Here is a 19971-nt window from a genome sequence, read left to right as displayed (position 1 = left end):
AGTCGGTTGTTGATCATGGTGTTGGCACGGACCGGAAGGCTTCGGAGGGCGCCGAAGCCGGGCCGAGGTGTCGCTGCGCCAGGTTCTCGTGCTCGCCCGCGTGTGAACCGGCGGGGGCCCTGTCCGTAGGGGTGTACACCGACGCGAGCAGCAGACCCTGGGCGGCAGTCGGCGGCAGGCTGGCTGCCGGTATCGCTGCCTTGACGATGGTGCTGGCACCCGGTGCCAGCGCGAAGCCGCACGCTGCCGATAGCGGGGGCAGGAAGTCGGCCGGGTAGGTAAACCCGGTGCCCGCTACAGGCTGGATGGTGAACGTGACGACGAAGGCGCGTGCACCGGCTGTTCCCACATTCCTTACCCTGGCGTAGCAGAAGTTGTCCTGTCCGGGCAGTGGCGTTTGATGCGTCGTGCCGTTGTCGTCTGACTGTCGCATCCACACATCTGGAGAACTTTCTGTCGTCGATGCGCCGCCGAGCTGGAGATCGGCAGCGGGATCGACGACCAGCAGGCCGCGGGCGTGGAAGCTGATGAGCATCTCCGTCAGGTGGCGTCCCCGATACTGCGGCAGGGCCGCGTTGGTGCGCATCACGGATTCTGCGCCGTCGGGCATGCTCGACGAGGCGACGAGCAGGTGGTGGGACAATGTGACGGTCTTGATCACCGCGTCGCGGGCCGCGAGGCGTTCGGCCGGGACCGTCGATTCACCACCAATTGCCAGGTAGACGTTCCATAACGCGGCCGACCAAATCTCACCGTCCGCGTGCTCCTCGTCCGCCCAGTCCCTCGGGTAGACCTTCATCCCGTCAACCCGGCGCAGGCCAGCCAGATCCCCGAAGATCCACGGCTCGAAGACCTCGCGCAGGAAGCCGTGCTCGGCGAAGTAGATGCACGCCGCCATGTCCCCGTAGCCCTCGCCCATGGCGCGGGTTTCGCGTCGGCCGGTGATTGGGTTGGGCGCCCCCCAACCGGGCACCTGGTCGTCCTGGATGGCGTGGCCGTACTCATGAATCATGACGTGTGCGTCTTCGGCGCGGTCCGGTCGGCACGGCCCGGAGTTGGAGAAGTGGAGGCCCTTGTCGAGGGGCGAGTAGAACGCGGCTCCGCTGCCCTCGTGGGGGTCACACGAGATTTGTGAATTGCGGGCGGTGGTGATGCCTGGTCCCTGCGTCGGGTCCTGCAGGTACCGCTGGAAGGTGTCGATCGCGTAGTAGACGTTGACCGCCTCGAAGCGGGCATCGCTGCTGGAATAGGTGAAGGCGTGGGCATTCGCCTCCTCAGGGAGGACAGTGCTCGGGGGGCCGAAGTTCTTAATGGCCACGAACGGGCCGGCCAGGCGGTGCCGGCCAGTCGCGGCATCGAACGTGATTCCACGCAGAGGGCGAGTGACGCGCTGGGCGTCGATCGTCGAGCGGGCGCTCCCGGTGAAGCTGCAGCCGCCGGCGGTCGCGTCCGGGTCGCGCAGCGCGGCGTCCCTAGCGGTCACGATCGGGTTGGGGTCGAAGACCATGCCGGACCCGTCGACGTGCTTGATGAGGTCCTGCCGGTCGAGAACGTCGCCGGTTGCGGCGTCGACCATGATCCGCCAGTCGTGCGGGGGGTTCTGCGTGGGCAGCAAGACAACGAAGACACGGTGCAGTCCGCCGTCACCCGGGAAGTAGGCCTGTGTCGGCGGAGGCGGCTCAGTACGGAGCTCGGGCCGGCCTACGTCCTCCAAGGCGGCCTGCTGAGCCTGCTCGGCGGTGACCGGCGCGTCGCCGGCGGGCGTGACCTCGAGTTCCGGCTCCCGGTCCAGGTCGATCTGGACGATCCGATCCTGTGCGGCGTTTGTCGCGACCAGGATCTGGGTATCCAGCACCGGCAGCCCGTCGAGCTGCTGCTGGTAGCGGACCACACGGCCCAGCGGGGTCGTCGCGCTGTGCATCTCGGCCAGGGCCGGGGCGGCCGGTATCCGAAGCTCCTCCGCGTGCTCGATCAGGAATTGTTTCACCGGATCACCACCGGCGACTAGCTCCGCGTCGGAGCGCGGCAGTTCGTAGTCTCCACGAACCTTCATCAGGCGGTCGCTACTCTCGTCAACTTCGCCATTTTCCTGCAGTGATCCGTTCGTCATGGTCTGCGACCTCCGGGCTTGTGATCGGGTCTACTTGAACTTCGGCTGCTGTCGTTCAGAGCGACCATCAGCAGGCCTTGCGCCGGCCCCAAGGGCGGGCGACTTCGTGCGCGGATGCCGTCAGGGAGCGGGCCGGAAATCCGGGGACTCCGGTCCTGTCGCGCTCTGTGCGGACCGGCTGCCCAAAAGATCGAACGGTCCGCCATATGTTGCCGGGGGCTCTGTCAGCCTCAACAACGGGACAGCGCCATGGATCAACCACGCCTCAGCTTCCCGGTCTGGGTGTCAACCGTCAGAGAACCCACGTATTGCTCCAGCGGCTGGTCTCCGACCTCGTCCGGTACATCGAGTTCGGCCACCTTGATGCCGTTTTCCTCCTGTGGTGGGTCCCCTCCCTCCACAGCCGCAGCCACGATGGTCCCGTCCTCGGTATAGGCGACATGCAGTTTTGTCATCGGTCTCTCCTCAAAATTGTCATCAGACTCTCCATGCCTGGCACGTGTGCGAATCCGCTGTCTCCGCTTGTCACTCGGGAGCCCTTATCGCACCTCGCGTAAAGGTCGTGGGGTTGTTCGTGTTGTTCCTGACGATGTAGCTCAGACGCCGCACACCTGAAGCGTCGGTAGCTATGAACTTCCTAAGTATCTCGATGTTGTTATTGGACCCGGTCGGCACCGCCGAGATATCCCAGTAGGCATCGTCCAGGGGTTGGAAAAAGCTGAAGACCAACGTTTGCCCGCCGCCGATGAATTGAGCACCAGGTGATGACACAAAGACACGAACGCCTGCCATGGAATCCTCCTATTGTCAGCCCGTAAATTCCGAGCGGTCTCTTCGTCCCTGAGCGCGATTCTGCCTCTGAGGGCAATTACAGGACAGCAGACGGGCGTTACCTGGACGTTACTGATGGCATTCCTGCATTGGACCGCCAGAAGCGGGACCTCTGACGAGATGACACAGTGGCACCGCCGCTGCTCACCGAGAAATTCGCGTGCAAGCAGTGATAACGATCCAATAACGCCGTGGTGAGAATATGACGTCGTTGGCGTGCCTGAGCAGTGCGTTTATTCCTATGGCCGGGCCTTGAGCCTTCTGAGTTGGGCATGCACTGGACAAGAAATTCCCTGTCTGCATGGGGAAGCATTTCAATTGGGACGGCCTTTGCCAGGGAGCCTTTTGCACCATTTGCACTTGTTCCTGACGCGCATTGGCGCATAACAGAACGGCGGCATGCGACGCCGGTCGCGTGGACTCTGGCTGTAGGAGGCCTGCATGGACGGAAAAGTGGTGGAGCGGGATCGTCTCGACCTCCAAGACGACAGGGAACTTCTTTCGCCGCCGTGGCTGGGTGAACCCTTGTATCAGTGTGCTACAGCCGTCACGGTATTCGGTTTCGTGCCGCACGCGGAAATCGATCTGGAAGTAGACGGGGCCATCGCTGTATCTATCACGGCGGAATTTCCCGAGCCCGTGGGAGAAACCCTTGCGCTGTCTGCACCGCTGGTGTCCGGGCAAACCCTGCGGGTACGGCAACGGTGGGCGGGGCTTACCAGTCCCTGGTCACCTTCAGTTGTGGTGCGTGACCATACTGTGGACTACCCGGCCGGACCACCTCGGCCCCAGATCAACCCGCCGCCTGTACTGCATTGCGGATCCCGTACCCGAGTCGCCAACCTGTTGGGAGGCGGGAACGTGTGGATCACGGCGGATGGGGCAGAGGTTGGACGCGTGAACGGCTGCGCGATTCCCGGCCAAGGCGTCAACGTGAATCCATTTTATGGGTCGGGGCAACGAGTGCGTGCGCACTTTGAGCTGTGCCGGGACCAGAGCCCGCCCTCCTTGGAGCACATCACCCAGCCGGGTCCGGTCCCACTGCCAATTCCTGGGTTCGATGACGTCTACGAAGGCGGCGAGCAGTTGCGGATCAACAGCATTGCGAATGGTGCCCGTGTCTCGGTCAGCCGGAATGGTTTGCCGCTTGGCACCTTCCGTTGCTGGGGAGGCGCCCTGCTGCTCGGCTTGAATCCGGCGTTCTCCACTGGAGAGAATCTTGAGGCCAGCCAGCAACTATGTCCGACAGATCCGCCCAGTGGTACGGGAACCACTCCAGTCCAGCCGTGTACTTCGCTTCCGGCGCCGGGCGTAGGACCGGTTCAAGCCGGCGACTCCCGTCTTGTAGTGACCAGTTCCGTGCCGGGCTCGCAGATACTGGTCTATAGAAACCTCGTCCAAGTGGGTTTGGGCAGTGCGCCGATTGTGAATCTCACGCAGACTCTCGTGGCCGGGGACACAGTTCACGTACTGCAGAAGTTGCCTGGCTGTGTGGGCCGGCTGGTAGTTGAGCTCACGGTGGCCTGTGTTGATCCGCCGTATCAGGGCGATCCGACAGCGCTGGACCTGTTCCCGGTTGGGTTCATCGAGTACGCTGACGGCCCGGTCAGGGGCAGCGTCTATTATCCGGCTGACGACGACGGCGAGAACACCGCGTTTAACGAGCGATTGGCCGGAACCGGCCGCGTGCCGGTGGTCTTCATGGCCCACGGAAACCACAGTCCCGCCGATCCCAGCTATCTGGGGTATGACTACTTTCAGCGAAGCCTGGCACGCATGGGCATCGTCGCTGTCTCCGTCGACTGCAACGCCCTGAACGGCGCTGGCAGCGGCGTCGGGAACATCGAGGACCGGGCCGATCTCATCATCGATTCCATCAGGCATTTCCAAACGCTTGACGTCACACCGGGCTCCCTGTTTGGCGGAAAGCTGGACCTCGCCCGTGTCGGGCTGATGGGCCATTCCCGTGGCGGGGACGCCATCGTTACCCTTCCGGCCGTGATTGGGTCCATCGGGGTGACAATCAGGGCGGGACTGGCCCTCGCGTCGACCAATTTCCGGTACTGGTTTGGTCTGCCGACGATAGCGCCCGCAGGATATGCGTTCATGACCGTGCTGCCTGCCGCGGACGGTGATGTTGTTGATAACAACGGTGCCCAGTTCTATGACCAGGCCAGTCCTGATCCGTTCAAGTCGCAGGTGTACGTCCACAGCACGAACCACAACTTCTTCAACCGCGAATGGGCGTTCGACGACGGCGTCACACCGGTAATTAGCCGAAGCTCCCATGAACGGATACTTGATGTCTATGGCTGCGCGCTGTTCCGTTCGACACTGCTGGGCCACGCCACAGAGGTCTATTTGGATCAAACACTGAAACCGGTCGGAACTCCCATCGCGATCGTGCATTTGTCCTATCAGAAGGAAGGGCAGACCACAGTTGACAACCACGAGGACCGCAATGGCATCGCCGTAAATTCCCTGATGCTGCCGACCTCGCAAGCCGGCGGGATGTCCGCGGATGAGTACCCATTTGACCAAGTGTCCGCGGCGTTCAATGGCAGCTTCTTCGGCCTCACGACTGGGATGGTGGCCCAACCTCTGGAAAGGGGTGCCGTATTCCGAACCGAGGTGGGAAGTGAGGACCTCACCGGCCGCGAGATATGGCTACGAGTGGCCGAGGTAGCCACCGGTTCTGTTCCGGCCGGGGGCACGGGCTTCCAGTTGGGACTCGAAGACGGGGCAGGAACCATTGGATGGATTGACTCGGACTTTGTCGGAGGGCTCCCGCGTCCCTTTGACAGGCCCGGTACGGACAAATCGATGCTGTCTCTGCTGCGCTTCAAAAGCGGCTGTGCGCGGCCACAGCGAGGAAAACTCGACCTGCAAGGGATCGTGGCTGTCCTGATCCGATGCGACCGCGGGGACAAACGCGCACTAGCCTTTGATGATCTGCAGCTGGTGAAGCCATGAGGATGGAGGAATGTCATGAGCAGCGACCCGGGTGAATTGGAACGGCAGCCGGACCGTCCAACTTACGATCTGCCGCGGGTGACATCCGTGGAAACCCGGCGAACGCAGTTCGCACCCCGGCGCCGTAACTTCAAGACGGCTCTGCCGGATGTGGACACCGCCGTCGAATTCCTGGTGGTGACGGACGGCGCCATCCCGGCCAGGGCCCTTGGCCCAGTGCTCGTGGTGGGGGAATCCATCCTCACCGAAGTCGCCGCCGCCGACGACACCCACTACCGATTTGTTGCCCTTGAACCTCAAACTCTCGAGCCAGGTGCTCCGATCAGCCTGGGCTGGAGCGGCCGTCCTGTAACGGAAAGCATACCCACGGGATTCCGATTCGAACCACCCGAATCCGCCCCGGAGGAGAATTAGCTCGCTCTTTCTGAAGTCGGAATGTACACAGGTCGTGGAAGGACCGACGTCGCACAGGATCTCCGGCTTGGGGGCTTCATTCAATTCGCAGGGAATGTGATCTCGCTCCAGAGGTTGCCCGGTCCGACGTGAACTCGGGCGTCGGCGACTGGTGCATCAGCCCTGATGATGTGAGTATTCATCTTGGCGAAAGCGGCCAGCAGAGCCGCCTTAGGGATGTCGCCCCACTGCTCGACCTTCCCGTACGGGAGCATGGCGTATGTTTCGTGGTTGCCGATGACGTTGGTGACGTAATCGCGTGGTGTGGCGTTGTGGGAGCCGTGGTGGCCGATCTTGTAGAAGGCCGGGTCTGACACGAGGGCGCGGGCTGCGGGGTCCTGAAGGACGTGGTCCCAGGCACCTTGTTGTGAGTCACCTACGAAGACGAGTCTGGTGCCGTCCACGTCAAGAACGAAAAAAATGCTGGTGTTGTTGACGGAGCGCTCGAGGATGGATGCCGCTGCCAGAAATTCGCTCGCGTCGTCAAGGAGGGCCGGGAGGTCGAGGGTATCCAGCGTGCTGACGAGTTCGATTCCGATCTCGTGGCTAACTTGGTCGGGAGTGACGCTGGAGGACTCGTCGAAGAGGGGCACAACTGGCGGTTGGCTGCCAGCCGAGTCGCTCCCCGGTGCGGTCTCCAAAGCCTGCTGCATCGCGAGCCAGCGGGCCGACGTCGGAGGGTTCATCCGTTTGAGCTGGGCAGGGTCACGTGACGGTCCGAGGACATGCACGTTGACGTCCGGCAGGGACGTGCGGATGTGGTTGAGCAGGGCATACTTGTCGGTGAGGTAGCGGACCTTCGGGACATTGAGGAAGTGCTTGCCGTTGCGTCCAAGCAGGCGGTCCATGGCGTCCTCGTTTCCGAGCGAGTTCAGGGCCAGAGTACCGGCGAGGGCGAGAGCCAGGGTTCGCGTTTCGTCGTTGGGCGCGGCCGGGGCACGTCCGATCAGGGTGTTCAAGTTTTTTGCTGCGCGAACGAGACCGTTCTTCAGGGCCTTGGCGTCCTCGTCGGAATCGTCTTCGACGAACGACACCCAGACCTCGCCGACGCGTACTTTGTCCCAGTCGTCGTAGGCGAAGCCCGTGATGTGGTCGGCGTGGTGGTGAGTTGCCACAACCACATCGAGGGTGGGTGGTGTTCCCGGTTCGGCCGCCTCAGTGAGGTCGGAGACGATGGCACGGACGACGTCGAGGAGGGGCCGCGCCTTGCCCTGGCTATGGACGCCGCAGTCCACCAGCATTCGCCAGGCCCGATCGTGCTGCTTAACCGTAATCAGGAAGGCGTCGCCGAAGCCGACGTTATACATGCGGACGGTGACGGAGGATGCGGGCATGATCATACGCCGTCTTGGCCGGCGTGCAGGCGAGCGAAGGAGAGCCGGAGCGTTGCCGGTTCGACGGTCCAAGCCGAGAGTGCGTCCTGGTCTTCGACGTCGCCCATCCAGTCGTGCATCCGCCCCAACCGTTCGGTGCCAGCCTTGTCGAACTCGAGCGCGCATTCTTTGAGGTCCCGCGGCAGGTGCTCGAGTTCCGTGCGGTCCGAAAGTGGCAATGGCTTGGCGACGAGGAATTCGACCTGGCCATCCACGCGCGCGATAACGGTTGTGCCGGCGCGGACCGCTGCACGCTGACTTCGAGGGATCTGCCTGCCAGTCTCGTCGGTTCGCTGATCTTCCAGATCGTCCCGCCGTTGGGCGAATTGGATGGCGACGATTGGCCGGGGTTGCCCGTCGGAGGCCAGGAGGTAAACCACTCGGGCGCTGACCTGCTCGATCTTCCCTGCGGCTTTGTCCAGGCCAAGTTCGTAGGCGTGTTCCACACCCCAGTCCTGAATGCGGGCATGGGGCGCCTGTGCTGGGACCGCCGGCCCCGGGACAGCTTCCCCGGAGGGAGCATCGGTGTCATTCTCCCCGGAGAATGACACGGTGCTGCCCGTGTCAAGGTCGAGGGTTGCCTCCAAGATTAGCGGTGCTAAGTCGATGGCGTTGATTCCACCGCCTAGGTTCAAGTCCAGTGGTGGTTTGGACCAGACCAAGGCTTCGTCGGCGAGGGAGGTCGCTCCTGATGGGTAAATGCCGCGTCGGCGGAACGCCTCGACAAGGATCGCCCTGAGGTGTGCGACGTCATCGGGGTAGAGTTCCCGGTCGGCGGTGACGATCGCCCGGACGACATCGCCGAAGGTCACGTCGACGACGGGGAGGTATTCGAACGCCCGGACCACCATTCCCAGGAACCGGTCGGCGTTTACCGCCGCCGCGGCGGAAACACGATTGACCAGGTCTGTTGGGAGCGCCCCTGGCGGGAGGACGCCCGTGCCTGCGCTGGCGATACGTCGGAGATCGGCGATCTGCGACTTGTAAGTGTCAATGAACGCGTCGAAGACGGCGGCGACGAAGCAGGCAGCGCGATCGTGTGGTTCGACCGCTTTCAAGAACGCGACCGGCGTGCGGGGGGAGCCGATCGCGGACCGCAGCGCTGCGCCCCGGCCGGTGGACACGCCGAACTCGGTTGCAAGATCCAGGAGTGCCGCCCCCTGCTCAAGTGTCCCTTCCGATTTCGCTACGGCATCGGAGACGACTTCGGGGAAGCCGAAGTGGTTGAATAGCGCGACGAGGTCGGCGAATGCTTCATGCCATGCCAACACATCTGGGTGAGTGGGTTCGGAAAAGTACTTGCGCATGCGGTGCACCATGGCGTGGGTGACTTCATGGGCGATCACATCAACGGACAGGCAGGTGAACATCATCTGCCCGGGCAGGTTTGCACCAGGGTCGCTCGAGTCGGCACGGAAGTAGCCGAAAAGGACGGCTCGCCGATGCTTGTCGAAGTAGGCGTTTCGTCCCTCGAAGGCATGGGGGACGATGCGGAGTTTGTCATCTCCACGCCAGCGGAAGCGGAAGCCGCCGAATCGTTCGAATCGTTCGATCACACTCATCGCCACCGCGTAGACGATTTGCTGGTGGGTTCTGGGGTCGCTTTCCGCCGGCTGCATTCCCCGTTGGGCGAGGATGGCGGCGCTGTTCAGGTCCACCGGCAAATACCAAAGATCACGGGACACGTCGTAATCGATCACCTGCAAGAGCCGGCCGGACGGCCCGGGCCGAAGGTCTATTTCGAATGGGATGTCGATGGTGAGAAACCTGCCCGACAGGCGGGTCGACATCGGATCGAACGCGTACGCGCGAAGCAGCCGCCGCGCCGGCAAGACCGGCTCGGGTCGGTCCCTCTTGGCGGCCATCACTGATCACCTTGGGCCGATGCAGCTACGCGTGTTCTGCTGATCTGAGAGATTCGCGCACACCATCGACGATGCCAGTGCGCCGTTACAGGCGCGTTACTGGCCCTTGGAAAACACGAACAGTGCGAAGTGCTTGGGATCCTGTACAGCCTGGGGGGCCTTTGGACGCGGGCCAATAACGCCCGTGTAACGGGGGAGGCCTAGCCTCGTTTGCAGGGCCAGGCACACGCCGGCGCCGGGAGCAGTTCCGGATACCCAACTGGCCGCCCACCCCCGCCGGCGGGAACGCCGATGGGTCAGAAGGTCAAGGTCCAGCCCTCCCGGCTGGCTTGATCAGCCGTGTAGGACACTCCGTGGACCTTCAACCCCTGCGGATCCAGCAGCGTGATCACGCCACCGCTGTTGCCAAGCTGCACACCGTCGGCGACCGGCACCTGGAGGACCGCGCCGGCCGTCAGCGGGCCGGCCGGAACCGGGCAGCTGTTTTTCAGCCGGTCCGCAATGCGCCAGCCGGTCAGATCTGCCGTCTCCGGGGAAGCATTGAGCAGGAGCACGCACTCCGCCTCGGGCGCCGGGCCAGGCGGGTTGACCAACGCGGCCAGGATCAGCAACTGGAGCTCTCCCGGTTCGGGGCGCGGCTGGGCACCTTCGATGCTGTGCCCCGTGGCGTTGTCGGTGTGCCAGGCCTGGCTCTGGAAGGCCAGGAAGATCGCGACCCAGCGGTCCTCGCCGGGAAAGTGCAGCAGCACGCCGCCGTCCTGCCATACGCCGTCGTCTCGGCGAAAGGCTGTGCTGTTGCCCTGGTTCATATGGACATCGTGCACCCCGTTGCCCGGAGAGAACCCGAAAATCTTGTCCTTTTTTGCCTGCTCGGGACCCCAGCGCTCACCGAAAACGTATAGCCCGGCCTCGGGGTCGGCGATGGCCCGCAGCACGTAGTGGTCCAGCAGGTCCGCCAGGTCATTGTCCGGACCCGCAGCGTCTGGAGGCAGCAGCCGCATGGCCGCCGGATCGAACAGGTTGCCGCGGATAAAGTCAAGATTGGCCCGGCCCGGCCCGGACGGCAATGGCGTCCAGCCGGTTCCGGCGCCGGCCAACAGGTCCAAGACCGGATGCCGGAAGTTGTCATCCGCAAGGTACAGCAGTTCGGAGGGCGACTGCTGCGACTCGACGTTGACCGCCGCCCGGAAGTTCCTGCCGCCGCCGTCCTGCAGATGGATCTGGTAGTGGGGCGTGTCCGCGGCACCTTCCCGGCGGCGGTCCACGGCCCGGGCTGCGAGGACGCCGTATTCTTTCAGAGGCATGTGTTCCTCCATATCAGGACATGCGCAATAGAACGGGAGTGCCCGCCCAGTCCACGACTTGAAAGTCTTGGCATTTCTCTCATCGCCACTTTTACTTTTTGTCTGAGCACCGTTGCTCGACGCGGCGCGACTGCTCGACTCCGCTCCTGGCCCACTTGGACTGGCCGACTCCGGATCTCCAGCCCACCCTCAGTCTCTCCTGCCGCCGTTATCACAGCGTTACTCGCTGACAGCCTCCAGCTGAGGAACACCGGAATCTTGCATGGATCGTGGAAAACTCCCGGCGTGAGCGTACGGTTCGAATCCCACCTCGGCCACAGTGATTCCGAAACGAACAAGACCCCCTCGCGAGAGGGGGTCTTTGCTCTACTTGAGTAGGTTGGCCAGGGCCGGGTAGTTACTCCACACGGACATTCACCGTGAGGGTGACAGGGGACTGCCATGGGTCGCCGGTCACGACGTCGAGGACTGCCGGCCCCGGCTCGACGGCGCGGAAGAGGACCGCGCCAGGGGCTCCGAGCGGGCTGAGCACCTGGCCATTTGTCCCAAGCACGCTGTCGTTCAGTATTCCGATGAGTTCGATGGCAGTGCCGGTCCGAAGGTGGCCGCCCGTGGCTGCAAACTGGAGCACGTCACCGACCGCCACCACCAGTTCCGCGGGCAGGTCCTGCTGACTGGGCTGGATACTGATGAGCCGGCTCACTTCGTGGACTCGTCTCTGGAGGACATGCCACTTTCCGCCGGCGAGTCGGTCATGTCAGACGTTCACGTCCTCCGAAGGATCCCAGTCAATCCGACTGGACGCCGCATTCGCCTGGCCGTTGTCCATCGTCGAGCGAAGGACCTTGGGGTAAATCAATGCGGCGAAAGCGGAGTCCGTGGCGTTGATGTCCAGCCCACCGCGGATCGGTTGGCCGTCAAAGGTGATCTCGCCGGGCAGCTGGTAGCACATGATGGAGTCTTGGTCCGGCTCTGTGCCGATGATGGAGTTGCCTCCCAACGGGGCCAGTACCTGCTGGTCAACCATCTCCTGGTCCCAGCCTTGGGTCCTGAGGAAATAAGTGTAGGCCTTAGCAGGATCGATGCGGTCCACCAGGGCCTTGCGCATATGCTCGTGCGGGAACCCAAGCGTATGTCCGGCCTCGTGGCGGATCACCCTCTTGTATTCGCTTTCCGGGGTGCTCATGGTGAAACCCTGAAGGTTCATGGTCTGCCTGTTGGACGGGATGAACTTGATGTCGGTTCCGAGATAGGAGTAATACCCTCCGGAGCCCCGGGAAATACGCACGTCACCGGTCCCGGCGGTTTCGGCGAACGAGATGCCTGCGCCTGCGGTGTTCGTCCAGGCGTTGAGATGGCTGACGATGCGACTTCGCAGATCTGACGGTGTGCTCTCCATGAAGCTCACCGATAACTGCTTGGGCTGAGGACCCCAGTATTTGCTGACGAAGAGCGTGAGCCGCATTGGTTCGAGGACCGGTGTGTCGCCGAAGCGCAACTCCTGCAACGGGGCATTCACCGGATTTATCCGCATTGCCGCCTTGGCCGCCTTCTCCCATAACCGATCCGGCAGTGGCATGATCCGGCAGCCGGCATTCACGTCCACCGCACCGTCACCGGACTGGGCACCGTCCGGGTGCTCATCGCTGTGAGTGAACCGCGCGGTTATGCGGGAAATCTCAAGTAATGCATCCTGGAGCTGGCTTGGGTTGCTTGTCATCAGGTTTCCTCCGCTATCTTTTTCCTGAACTCGTGTCGCGTGAGAGAAGCTCGTCAGGCTTAGCTTCCGCGGCCCGATCATCGATTTCCTGTCAACACGGCCTTCGACCAAATGGCCCGCCGTGCGGGCCGACGCTACGAAAAAGGCTAGGATTCCCGGCGTTACTCTGCCGTTACAGCGCGTGCGATGACCCAGTTGAATTTTTGGCTGCGAGAGGGCCACGGCCGGCCGCTGCGGCACCGAGACACGCACCCAGGAGACCGGACGCGGTCTAGCAGCATAAGCCGGGTGGCCAGCCGCGGAAACAACAAGCTGAGCGTCCCGAGCAGGAAGTGCACGGCGAGGATGAGCCGCGCGGCAGACGACGGGGTCAGGGAGATCATCAGCGGGCTGCTATTGGCGGTTGGTCCGCAGCCACGGGGTGAAGGCGTTTCTTGTTGCCCGGAGCGCGGGCGCCAGTTCCGGGCAGTGGCGCAGCAGGACAGTGACCATGGTGTTTTCATCGATCCAGCGCATCCCTTCGGGCGTGTAGACGGCAGGGGTGAAGTCGCGCGTGAAGAAGCGGTCGCTGTTCAGCCGCCGCGAAGCCATCAAAATGAAGATCCGGAATGCGGTGTCGCTGAAGGCAAATCCCTCGGGGCGCGTTTCGGCGAACATGCCGGGGAGCAGGTCCACCCGGTCGATATCGCCGCGGTAGAGGTCGCTGAGTTCACGAGCCCAGTCGGGGTTGTCGGTGAGTTCCTCGAAGCTACGGGGGACCGGAAGGTGGAGCAGTCGCCGGAATTCGGTGTAGCGGGGGACGCCGAGCTCGCGGCTCCGGAGGATGTCGGTTGCGGCCAGGTCCATGAGTTGGCCGTCGGGACGGCGAAACGTCTGCAGGTGCTTGGGATAGTTGTGCAGGGTGACAAGGCCGGGGTTCATCGTCCCGAAGGTGTAGAGCAGATCATCCAGCCTGGACTCCCAGAGAAGGTCGACGGCGGCGGGTCCGGTCAGCTGGTCGAATTCGGTTATCCCTAGCGTCGGGGTATCGCCGGCCACGGTCCTGAAGTCGAAGGTGTCCGGGAGCAGCGGGTGCATCCGGTAGACCGCAACGAATTCCTCCGTCAATGCATAGGGCACTCCGTAGTTCTGCGTCATCGATCCCGGAATTCCGCTGACAATCTCGTCTGGACTGAGCCGCCCGAAGACATCGTGCAGGCGGCGGCCGGCAAGGCCGTACCAATTGGCGTGCAGGGCCGTCACCGAGGTTGGATGGGCGACGACGGCTGGTGTCCATTCGACGGTATGGATCTTTGCGAGCAGCGCCGCGGTGGTGAGCCGGGCGCGCTGGAACAGCTGTTCGTCGTTCCATCTGGGATACGCGTCGGCGAGTCGTTCGCAGATGGCATTGTGCTCGAGGGCGAAGAGGGTCTGCATCATGCCCAGGCCCAGCCAGAAGCCGGGCTTCAGGGTCGGATTGGCGGCCGGATCGTCCGGAAGGGGCTGGAGGCCGTGCTCGATTCGCAGTTTTCCGCCGTCTCGGGTCCTGAGGAAGTCCTGCTCGGCCTGGCTGGTGCCGTAGATCTGCGAGCCGTCCCACCAGTGGGACATCACGTTCAGGTAGGTGGGCGGTTGGGGGGAGTCTTTCGGAGCCGTGGGATCGGCAGGCGTGCGGGGCACGGCCAGCTGCGGCGCTGGCCAATCGTCGCCGGGCTCGATGGGCAGGATCCACGGGTTCTCGCTTGAGCCTCTGCCGTGGTTGAACCAGTCACGGATCATGAACTGCAGCCAGGCCGCGATCAGCGCGTTGCCGGCCGTCGCGGGGATGATCCGGTCCCGGGTCATCAGCCGCCGGCTGACTTCGCGGGGGTTCGGTTCCAGCATCCGGTCGGCAGGCTCCGGGCGGCTGCTATCGATCGGGACATTGCGGCCGAACCGGGTGTTCGCCATGCCCATGGCTGGGTTGTCGAGGTCGTTCCAGCTGCCGTCCGCCGTGCGTTCGGCAAGCACCGACGGCGAGTAGGGAAGCGGCTGCGATGGGTTTTCCTGCGGTTGGCTTGTTGTGTCGAACAGGTTGCCCCGCCGCAGGGTGTTGCGGATCCCGGCCAGGGTGAGCAGGCCCAGCGGCTTGGGCAGCCGGTACCAGCCGCGCCGACGGTCCAGCCTCAGCGCGAGCGCGTCGAACAGCCGCCACGCAGGGGTATTCCGGTAGGGGCTGGCAGATGGTCCGGGGGTCCCCGGCCCTCCCGCTGGTGCGCCCGCTGCGTCAGGGCCTGCCTTCGACGGGACAGGCGAACCGTTCTTGGGACTTTTCATCAGGAAACTCCTCTCGGCCGGTGGGTTCGAAGTGGGCGGCACTGTTCATTTGCTGGCGTACGCGGGACAGGGTGGTGTAAATGGCGAGGCGGGCTCGGTTCTGGTTTCCGAGTGGACGGTGTTCGGGAAGCGCATGCCAAGGGTTGAAGGAAAGGTTGTCCGCGAAGGCGCGCTGGGCGGGGGAATCGCATTGCTGCTGGGGGAGGCGCAGCACCGCCACCCGAACGGGAGGGGAAAGCCGCGCGGGCCATATGATGCCGGCGTGTTCGATGGGCATCCGATGTGGGTCGGTCTGGACCTGCACCAGCATGTCGAAGAGAACTTCGCGTTCGGCCAGAGTGCGCACAAGGGCTTCACGAAGGTAGTCCGGTCCCGGTCGAAACGGCACACGTCGGAACGGAAAAGGCCTGACGGCGAACCGGAACTGCATCGCTTGCCCGGCGCCCAGTAGGTACGGGACACAGCTGTAGTAGGTCACCTGTAATGGGCTCGCTGCTGTTTTGGCATAGAGCCCCTGCATGACCAGGTCGCACCAGTGCGAACTGCCCGGCCGGATGAAGTACAGCAGCGGCGTCCGGTTCCACACCTCGCGCTGCAGCTGCAGGTTCTCCCGCACGTCCGGGGTGGTGAACGTAGGGGCGCTGATGCCCAGGAAGTCCTGTGTGTGCTTTTCATCTTCGGAGAGTTTGGTGCCGGGAACACCCATGACCTTGACACCGATGCTCATGATGGCGTTGTCGCGAAGGTCGGCAGGGGCCAGCGGGCCTGGGCCGGCCAGGCGCACCCAGGCCAGGTAGTTCCCTGGCCGGGCAAAGAGACCATGATTCAAATTCCCGGGAATGCCGTCCAGTACCTCGAACTCGCCGCGTACCACCCCGTAGGTTTTGGTGTTCCCGGCCCGCTGCGCCTGACCCGGCCCGTACTCGCGGCGGACGAACTTCTCCATGGATGCGACGATCTCGCCGACGATCTGCTCCTCGCCGGCCAGCCGGCGCTCCCGGGCCAGGCCCGGGCCGGGATCCGGCAGACGCCGCCGGCCCAGCCACTGCACCGCGGCCTGAAGCGGCGGCCGCACGAGTTTGTCGATCGCCGGCCGGACAAGGGGATCAATCCGGCGCTCCAGCCACAGCAACCTGGTCAGCGCGTCGTTGACGACTCTTTCCGTGCTCATCCGCCGTCACCTCGAGCAAGATATTGCAGTGCCCGGATGCCGGGGAGGAAAAAGTATGCCCCGCCTCTGGTCGTGACAAAAGAGGGCACGTCCCGGTAGCGGGTGCGCAACGGCATGCCGGGGACCGTGAATGTCGTTGCGCCGGGGCCGCGCATCCCGGCCACAGGATCGACGTCCTCGTACAGCCCGGCGAACTTTGCACTGTTCAGCCAGCTGTGCTGGACAAACTCAAACTGCCGGGAGAGATTGGCGTTTAGGGCAACGAATTGCAGCCCGCGTTCACTTCCGGGCGTGGCGCCTTCGCCCATGGGTCCGTAGTTGCGGCCCCGCCGGAGCAGGCGGTGCCGATCGGTCACTGCCAGGGACTTCGCAGAGCCCGGGCGAGGGTCCAGGGAGTCGCGCGGATTGGCCCGCCGGACATGGGCGCCGATGGGGCAGGCCAGGCCCAACTGATCGTTGGCGTGGTAGCCGAAATCGTTGGCTTGTCCCAGCTCGGGCCTGTCGTGGTCGGGACTAAGCGTGAGAGGTGCCCCGCTTGGCCATCGCCCTATCATCTTTGCAGCCAGGGCGGTCGCGGCCTCGGGGTCCCCGCCCGCGGCCTGCCTGGCGTAAGTCCAGAACTCGTCGACGCTCTGGCGGAGCGTCCGCAGGACCAAGTAGCTGCCGTTACGGCCAAGGTCGGCCCCTCCCGACCCCGAAGGATCGTCCGGCAAAAGCCGGTCCGGGTCAGAGGACTGCGGCACCACGGGACGCTCGGTCAGCCGTCCATACTCATTGGGATACCCGAGCACGAACTCACCAAGGGCGACAGCCCGCGGCGCGGCAAAAGGGCTCTGCATAGCGCCTGGCCTGGCGGAGGCAAATTCTTCCAGCCGCGGCTGAGAAATCCCGTCATGAAACCCAAACGGTTCCTCAGTCGACCAACGGCTGGTTTCCAACACTGCCGCCACCGAGAGTTGATGGGCTGCGGCTAGGACAGCCAGTTCCCCGCAGGCTGTCTCCAGCAGGCCCGGAGAAGCCGCGTAGGTCATCATGAGCACGTCGATTCGTGCGCTGCCCGGGCCGCCCCAAGCCCAGTTGGCGGGGCCCTGCTCGCCGGTATCCCCGAGAAAGGCGCTTCGAGCGGCAACCGTCATCCCTTCGGTGAACTCCAGAGAGAATGCCGCGACGACGTCGTCCGGAACCTTCAGCGCCCGCAGACCGGAAGCCGTCACCGCCACCTGGGTCACAACCGGGGCGTCACGGTCCGCTGCCGAGGTGACCAACGGGCGCATGACCGCCAGGAAAGCACGCCCCAGGCTGTCGCTTTCCACCGTGTATAGGCAAAACGAGGCGTACGGCAATGAGGTGAAGCCCGACCGCAGCAGGCCCTGCAGGTCGGACAGATCCGGCGGGGGTGACGGGTTCACAGGCGGGCTAGCCACAGCCGTGCCTCCTCGTCATTGAGTTCACGGGTCAGCCCCTCGCGGATCCGTGCATTGTTCTCAATATTGGCCGCAGTGAGCTGCGGATACGCGGAATATGCCAAGGGAACGGCTTCCTGGTGGCGGCGCAGGTAGTTCTTGAAGGACTGCTCGTCCCGTGCGCCGTCAAGCACGAGGAAGCGGGTCCTCGGGTAGCCCACGCCATTGCTGAAGACTGCGTTCAGGCCGAACGCGACCTTGTCTATGAAGTCGTCCATGTAGCTCTCCAGACTGCCGTCATAGACGCTGAGGAAGGCCATCCGCCGGTGCTCGTCCAGGAAAATCCAGCGGGCGAAATGGATGGTCTTAACGCCCGTCAGCGAGCCCCTTTTGTATAAATGGCGGGATGCGGCATCGATCGCCCAGACTGATGCCGCCGTGCTGGTCCGGCGCAGGCGGCCAGCTTTGACCACACCAACTGCCGCGAAGGGATTGGCGGCGGCGTTGTCCTCCTGGACGCGCAGCGCCCGGACGGCCTCGGGATCTGGCCGCTCGGTGGACACCCAATCGTGCATCTCACGCCATCGGATGGCCAGCAGTCCTATAACGACGGTGATGAGCACGACGGGACTGAGCAGTACAAGAAGCAGGAGCAGCAGGGCGAGTCGGATCATCTCGCCGTACCGCCGAAGCGGCGGCAGCCCCCGAGCTCTGCGGCCGGAGAAGGCCAGATCGGTCCGGCCGCGGACCTCGTCCCGCAGGATCCGGTGGATCTGTGCGGCGGGAAGGCATTCGAGGTCGCTCCGGCGTTGGTCGATGATGTCTTCCAGGGCCTCACGGAGCCGGGTTTCGTCGCGGATCTGCTGCGCACCCCGCCCCACAGTGTTGACGTAGTAAGCGCTGGACGGGACTTGATGACGGCGCAGCCACGCCACCCTGGAACGCGTGTCGGGAATCTCGGGGTATCCCTCACAGTGCGAGAAGATCAGGTCGGTGAACTCCCCGCAGACCATTCCGAGGTCGTGCAGGTGCCGGCGAACCGGACCATCGACGTCGGCTGCGTAAATGATGCTTGCCGGGATGGGGCGACCGCTGGGTTCCTCGGCTTCAGGAATCATGAAAACCCGGGCGGAATGCACATTCTGCATTCGGTCAAAGGCGATGGCCATGGACGGTGGCGATGACTGGTGACGTGAGGGATCGTGCAGCGTTTCCGCTGGCGTGCCCGGGCACAGTTGCGCCCGGATCGTCACCGCACTCTGGTAGGGCATCGGCCGACCTCACTTCGTGCGGGTGAAATCCAGGACGAATTTCAGAATCCGGCGTTTGCCCCAATAGACCATTCCGAGAAACACCCCCGGCGATACTTCCCGGATCTCGTCACGGATCCACCGGGCCACGCGGGAGGTACGGCTGTAATCGAGGATGATGGCCTGTTTGGCGTCGTACCAGCTCTGTCCGTAATACACCTTTGCCGCAATGGCCGGCGTGCCCAGCGGTCCGACCTTGTTGCGGAGGGTTCCCGTTTTGGCGTCGAAAACCTTGCCCTTCCACACAATCAGGTGGGCCAGCTTGGCCGCGGCCGCCCGAAGCGCGGAACCGGATGCGAGGATTACCGTTCCGTCACTGTCGCCGACGGGAATCCGACCTGCACGCGACCTTCGAAAGAGGTCATCGAGTTTCGTTCCGGGACTGCGCAGCAGCCCCTGCACTGACGTGGATGCACGTGTCATGGGTCCGGATCTTCCTGCTGGTGTATGGGAAAAGTTCTGCGTATCAAGCGCCGAAAGGCGCCGTCACGGCGGAGCTCAGCGCCTTCGACCTATGACGGAAAGCACCGTGTTGAAGGCTGAGACAGCGACCAGCGTGGTGCCCATGCGTTTGGGAAGCTGCCCGTACCGGGCCGCGAGGAAGGCCGCCACGGTGTCACTGCCGTGAATCACCGGGGCAATCTTGGCCGCACGCTCCAATTCCGTGCCTTTGAGCAGCAGCAGCTCCAAGCCGATGACGACCGTTCGGACGCCGAACATCCGGAAGGCGTACGCCGCCGCCGTCGCATTTGGGCCCTCTTCGGAGAACCTTCGCACCAGCACGTGCGGCATCGTAAGGGCAAGCGTTCCGAAGACCAGACGGATGACGCCGAGTGCTTTCCGCGCCGCCGCACTGGAAGTTGAGTTTGGCATTGCATTGTCCCCTTGCAAAGGATTGTGAACCGCCCGGCACAACGTCGGCGGCCAAGTGTGACTTGGTTGTGCTGTACCTCCTTGACGGGGATTAGTGCCTCGTAGGGAGAGCTACCTGCGATATCCAACTCAACCGGGACACCGTTACTGCAGCGTTATCGGGATCTGCGAAGGATTCCCCGGCGCGGCCCTCCATGGCTGTAACGCCGTGATAACGCCCTCCCGGCAGAATTCCCCACATGCGCCAGAGAGCATGAGCGCGACCAGATACCTGGCAGGAAGGCTTCGTG

16 protein-coding genes are annotated in these 19971 nt (G+C 63.7%); 2 read left to right on the top strand and 14 right to left on the bottom strand.

Features of this window, described 5'->3' with window-relative positions; genetic code table 11:
* Window positions 1–13: 13 nt before the first annotated feature.
* From BM372_RS11630 to BM372_RS11620, 3 genes are all read right to left on the bottom strand, one after another.
* Entirely contained in the window at window positions 14–2110 is a 2097-nt protein-coding gene (locus BM372_RS11630; RefSeq protein ID WP_090955371.1) for a M36 family metallopeptidase, read from the bottom strand.
* Window positions 2111–2364: 254 nt separating this feature from the next.
* The gene (locus BM372_RS11625; RefSeq protein ID WP_090955368.1) at window positions 2365–2565 is read right to left on the bottom strand and encodes a hypothetical protein; all 201 of its coding nucleotides are present in this window, start codon (window positions 2563–2565) and stop codon (window positions 2365–2367) included.
* A gap of 70 nt (window positions 2566–2635) precedes the next feature.
* Window positions 2636–2902 (bottom strand): hypothetical protein, encoded by a 267-nt coding sequence (locus BM372_RS11620; RefSeq protein WP_090955366.1) that lies wholly within the window; start codon window positions 2900–2902, stop codon window positions 2636–2638.
* A 480-nt stretch (window positions 2903–3382) separates the two neighbouring features.
* On the opposite strand from BM372_RS11620, the gene BM372_RS20455 reads away from it, so the two are divergent.
* Together BM372_RS20455 and BM372_RS11610 are read left to right on the top strand one after the other, a co-directional pair.
* Window positions 3383–5914 carry an alpha/beta hydrolase gene (locus tag BM372_RS20455; protein WP_143111468.1) on the top strand — a complete coding sequence of 844 codons (2532 nt, stop codon included), beginning with the start codon at window positions 3383–3385 and terminating at the stop codon, window positions 5912–5914.
* Between the two features lie 15 nt (window positions 5915–5929).
* The gene (locus BM372_RS11610; protein WP_090955362.1) at window positions 5930–6328 is read left to right on the top strand and encodes a hypothetical protein; all 399 of its coding nucleotides are present in this window, start codon (window positions 5930–5932) and stop codon (window positions 6326–6328) included.
* An 80-nt stretch (window positions 6329–6408) separates the two neighbouring features.
* Here BM372_RS11610 and BM372_RS11605 read toward each other — a convergent pair whose 3' ends face one another.
* The 11 genes from BM372_RS11605 to BM372_RS11550 all read right to left on the bottom strand — a co-directional run bounded on the left by BM372_RS11605 (window position 6409) and on the right by BM372_RS11550 (window position 19681).
* Entirely contained in the window at window positions 6409–7707 is a 1299-nt protein-coding gene (locus BM372_RS11605; protein ID WP_177235977.1) for an MBL fold metallo-hydrolase, read from the bottom strand.
* Window positions 7704–9608 (bottom strand): hypothetical protein, encoded by a 1905-nt coding sequence (locus tag BM372_RS20680; RefSeq protein WP_177235976.1) that lies wholly within the window; start codon window positions 9606–9608, stop codon window positions 7704–7706. The genes BM372_RS11605 and BM372_RS20680 overlap by 4 nt, the downstream gene beginning before the upstream one ends.
* 293 nt (window positions 9609–9901) lie before the next feature.
* Window positions 9902–10909: a DUF2278 family protein gene (locus BM372_RS11595; RefSeq protein ID WP_090955355.1), complete on the bottom strand. Its 1008-nt coding sequence runs from the start codon at window positions 10907–10909 to the stop codon at window positions 9902–9904.
* A gap of 397 nt (window positions 10910–11306) precedes the next feature.
* Window positions 11307–11612, bottom strand: coding sequence for a hypothetical protein (locus BM372_RS11590; protein ID WP_090955353.1), 306 nt, complete (start codon window positions 11610–11612; stop codon window positions 11307–11309).
* Between the two features lie 54 nt (window positions 11613–11666).
* The gene (locus BM372_RS11585; RefSeq protein ID WP_218160872.1) at window positions 11667–12851 is read right to left on the bottom strand and encodes a zinc metalloprotease; all 1185 of its coding nucleotides are present in this window, start codon (window positions 12849–12851) and stop codon (window positions 11667–11669) included.
* Between the two features lie 171 nt (window positions 12852–13022).
* Entirely contained in the window at window positions 13023–14924 is a 1902-nt protein-coding gene (locus BM372_RS11575) for a peroxidase family protein (RefSeq protein WP_090955347.1), read from the bottom strand.
* Window positions 14875–16095: a catalase family protein gene (locus BM372_RS11570; RefSeq protein ID WP_090955345.1), complete on the bottom strand. Its 1221-nt coding sequence runs from the start codon at window positions 16093–16095 to the stop codon at window positions 14875–14877. The genes BM372_RS11575 and BM372_RS11570 overlap by 50 nt, the downstream gene beginning before the upstream one ends.
* Complete coding sequence (locus BM372_RS11565; RefSeq protein ID WP_218160871.1) at window positions 16092–17519, bottom strand: Dyp-type peroxidase; 1428 nt, start codon at window positions 17517–17519, stop codon at window positions 16092–16094. Before BM372_RS11565 ends, BM372_RS11570 begins: the two co-directional genes overlap by 4 nt.
* Window positions 17501–18667, bottom strand: a complete 1167-nt coding sequence (locus tag BM372_RS11560; RefSeq protein WP_090955341.1) for a hypothetical protein — start codon at window positions 18665–18667, stop codon at window positions 17501–17503. Before BM372_RS11560 ends, BM372_RS11565 begins: the two co-directional genes overlap by 19 nt.
* A gap of 111 nt (window positions 18668–18778) precedes the next feature.
* A complete protein-coding gene (locus BM372_RS11555) occupies window positions 18779–19231 on the bottom strand; it encodes a hypothetical protein (protein ID WP_090955339.1) in 453 nt (150 codons plus the stop codon).
* 75 nt (window positions 19232–19306) lie between these two features.
* Window positions 19307–19681: a hypothetical protein gene (locus BM372_RS11550; RefSeq protein WP_090955337.1), complete on the bottom strand. Its 375-nt coding sequence runs from the start codon at window positions 19679–19681 to the stop codon at window positions 19307–19309.
* Between the last annotated feature and the right edge of the window lie 290 nt (window positions 19682–19971).

The sequence above is a fragment of the Arthrobacter sp. ov118 genome (assembly GCF_900116495.1).
Lineage (GTDB): Bacteria > Actinomycetota > Actinomycetes > Actinomycetales > Micrococcaceae > Arthrobacter.
This window is presented reverse-complemented; position numbering and strand designations above follow the sequence as displayed.

Excerpts from the sequence above, each read along its gene's own strand:
- BM372_RS11630 (WP_090955371.1), bottom strand. The coding sequence starts at position 2,110 with ATGACGAACGGATCACTGCAGGAAAATGGCGAAGTTGACGAGAGTAGC.
- BM372_RS11625 (WP_090955368.1), bottom strand. The coding sequence starts at position 2,565 with ATGACAAAACTGCATGTCGCCTATACCGAGGACGGGACCATCGTGGCT.
- BM372_RS11620 (WP_090955366.1), bottom strand. The coding sequence starts at position 2,902 with ATGGCAGGCGTTCGTGTCTTTGTGTCATCACCTGGTGCTCAATTCATC.
- BM372_RS20455 (WP_143111468.1), top strand. The coding sequence starts at position 3,383 with ATGGACGGAAAAGTGGTGGAGCGGGATCGTCTCGACCTCCAAGACGAC.
- BM372_RS11610 (WP_090955362.1), top strand. The coding sequence starts at position 5,930 with ATGAGCAGCGACCCGGGTGAATTGGAACGGCAGCCGGACCGTCCAACT.
- BM372_RS11605 (WP_177235977.1), bottom strand. The coding sequence starts at position 7,707 with ATGATCATGCCCGCATCCTCCGTCACCGTCCGCATGTATAACGTCGGC.
- BM372_RS11595 (WP_090955355.1), bottom strand. The coding sequence starts at position 10,909 with ATGCCTCTGAAAGAATACGGCGTCCTCGCAGCCCGGGCCGTGGACCGC.
- BM372_RS11575 (WP_090955347.1), bottom strand. The coding sequence starts at position 14,924 with ATGAAAAGTCCCAAGAACGGTTCGCCTGTCCCGTCGAAGGCAGGCCCT.
- BM372_RS11570 (WP_090955345.1), bottom strand. The coding sequence starts at position 16,095 with ATGAGCACGGAAAGAGTCGTCAACGACGCGCTGACCAGGTTGCTGTGG.
- BM372_RS11560 (WP_090955341.1), bottom strand. The coding sequence starts at position 18,667 with ATGGCCATCGCCTTTGACCGAATGCAGAATGTGCATTCCGCCCGGGTT.
- BM372_RS11555 (WP_090955339.1), bottom strand. The coding sequence starts at position 19,231 with ATGACACGTGCATCCACGTCAGTGCAGGGGCTGCTGCGCAGTCCCGGA.
- BM372_RS11550 (WP_090955337.1), bottom strand. The coding sequence starts at position 19,681 with ATGCCAAACTCAACTTCCAGTGCGGCGGCGCGGAAAGCACTCGGCGTC.